We start from the raw sequence: 2,062 nt of genomic DNA on the forward strand, positions 1-2,062 counted from the left end.
CCAGTTGCGCATACAGTGCGCCCGCCGCATCGAGCGCCGCGCCGGTGATCGCGAGATAGCGGCCGATTTCGCCGGGCGTGCGCGCGAGGAACCAGCTCATCCCGACGTCGGGAAAGAGGCCAATGCGCGTCTCCGGCATCGCCATCTTCGTCGAATCGGTCACGACCCGCAGGCCGCCCGTGTGCCGCGCCGCCTGCGAGATGCCCATGCCGCCGCCCATCACGACGCCGTGCATCAGCGCGATGTACGGCTTCGGGTAAGTGAAGATCGCGTGATTGAGCGCGTATTCCTCGATGAAGAACGTGTCGACCGCATCGCGATCGCCGCGCTTCCACGCGTCGTGGAAGAAGCGCACATCGCCGCCCGCGCAGAACGCGCGCTCGTGCGGGCTGTAGACGACGACCGCGAGAACCTCGGCATCGTCGCGCCAGGCGTCGAGCGCGGCATGCATCGTGCGAATCATCCCGACCGACAGCGCATTGAGCGCCTTCGGCCGGTTCAGTTCGAGAAAGCCGACGCGGTTCGCCACGTAGGCGCGCACATCGGGCTCGGCGGAATCGATGGGAGTGGTATCGGTCATGAGATCCATTCGGCTGGTTGCGGACGGCTGGTTGCGGACGCGCGGGTCAGTGCGCCTGCATCTTCGAGAACAGGTTCAGCACGACGACGCCCGCGACGATCAGCGACAGGCCGATCACCGCCGGCACGTCCGGCACCTGGCGGTACAGGAGCATCGCGACGAGCGTGATCAGCACGATGCCCGCGCCCGACCAGACCGCATAGATGATGCCGACCGGCATCGTCTTCAGTGTCAGCGACAGGCAGTAGAACGCGGTGACGTAGCCCGCCACGACGAGCAGCGACGGTCCCAGGCGCGTGAAGCCCTCCGCCGCGCGCAACGCGGAAGTACCGACCACTTCGGCCACGATCGCAATCGCGAGCCACGCATATCCGGGCAACGACATCGCTCAGCTCCTTGCGAGCGCAAGCTCGGCGTAGTTCTTTCCGAGCTCCGCGCACAGCGCCTCGACGACGAGTTCGTGATCCGCGCGCTGCGGCAGCCCCGACACGGTGACCGAACCGATCACGCCGGCACCCGCGACCGTCAGCGGAAATGCGCCGCCGTGCGGGGCATGATCCGCCACCGGCAGGCCATGCTTGTCGGCCAGCGTGGTGCCGGCCTGCTGCATGCGCAGGCCGACTGCATAGGAACTGCGACGGAAATGCGCGACGACGTTGCGCTTGCGGCGCACCCAGTCGACGTTGTCGGGCGACGTACCGGCGAGCGCGGCAAAAAACAGCGGCTGGCCGAACGTGCAAATGTCGATCGCGACCGCATGGCCGCGAGCCGTGGCCAGCGCGTGCAGCCGGTTGCCGAGCGCCCATGCGCGTGCGGCATCGAATTGGGAAAAGACGAGCGCCTGTTCCTGCGCGCCGATCGATTGCAGATCGAGAGCGATATCCATGTATCTGTCAGAGCGAAAAGATGACACAGCCGGGCCCCGATCCGATCGCGCGCCCTGCTGCAGGAGTGACGGCACAAACCGCACGATTCTAGCGCACACACCTGCCGCGCCGGCCCGGCAAACCGATTGTCAAAAAACGCTTGCACGTATTGGGGGAAGCCCCTATAATTCAATTCTTCGACGGACGCGGGGTGGAGCAGTCTGGCAGCTCGTCGGGCTCATAACCCGAAGGTCGTAGGTTCAAATCCTACCCCCGCAACCAAGCGTCCCGATTCATGCAGAGAGCCCGGCCTTGTGCCGGGCTTTTTGTTTTTCCGGCACGCCGGGCTTGCGCGCCAGCGGCCGTTCGAGAATGCCCCGCCCCGGTGATACACTCGCATCACCTCGTCCCCTCCACTCGACATGAAATTCTGCTCCGTCTGCGGCCACGAAGTCATTGCACGCATTCCTCCCGGCGACAATCGCGAGCGCTTCGTCTGCGATCAATGCGGCACGATCCACTATCAGAATCCACGCAATGTCGTCGGCACGGTTCCCGTCTGGGGCGAGCAAGTACTGCTGTGCCTCCGCGCGATCGAGCCGCGCTACGGCTACTG

The 2,062-nt window shown here is 65.4% G+C and carries 4 protein-coding genes and 1 tRNA gene; 2 read left to right on the plus strand and 3 right to left on the minus strand.

The features are described from left to right. From KH616_RS24460 to KH616_RS24470, 3 genes are all read right to left on the minus strand, one after another. Positions 1 to 580, minus strand: a 580-nt coding sequence (locus KH616_RS24460; RefSeq protein WP_292253816.1) for a 3-hydroxyisobutyryl-CoA hydrolase, incomplete at its 3' end; no start/stop codon positions are given. A gap of 46 nt (positions 581 to 626) precedes the next feature. Beyond that, positions 627 to 965 (minus strand): multidrug efflux SMR transporter, encoded by a 339-nt coding sequence (locus KH616_RS24465; protein WP_292253818.1) that lies wholly within the window; start codon positions 963 to 965, stop codon positions 627 to 629. Between the two features lie 3 nt (positions 966 to 968). Further along, positions 969 to 1,466, minus strand: coding sequence for a heme-degrading domain-containing protein (locus KH616_RS24470; RefSeq protein WP_292253820.1), 498 nt, complete (start codon positions 1,464 to 1,466; stop codon positions 969 to 971). A gap of 185 nt (positions 1,467 to 1,651) precedes the next feature. On the opposite strand from KH616_RS24470, the gene KH616_RS24475 reads away from it, so the two are divergent. After that, positions 1,652 to 1,728, plus strand: a tRNA-Met gene (locus tag KH616_RS24475). A 140-nt stretch (positions 1,729 to 1,868) separates the two neighbouring features. Beyond that, the coding region (locus KH616_RS24480; protein ID WP_292253822.1) for an NUDIX hydrolase at positions 1,869 to 2,062 on the plus strand (194 nt) is incomplete at its 3' end.

The organism is Burkholderia sp. (assembly GCF_018375725.1).
In the GTDB taxonomy this organism is placed as follows: Bacteria; Pseudomonadota; Gammaproteobacteria; order Burkholderiales; family Burkholderiaceae; genus Burkholderia.

What these genes read in the sequence shown, in the direction of transcription:
- KH616_RS24465 (WP_292253818.1), bottom strand. Translation starts at nt 965, where the DNA reads ATGTCGTTGCCCGGATATGCGTGGCTCGCGATTGCGATCGTGGCCGAA.
- KH616_RS24470 (WP_292253820.1), bottom strand. Translation starts at nt 1,466, where the DNA reads ATGGATATCGCTCTCGATCTGCAATCGATCGGCGCGCAGGAACAGGCG.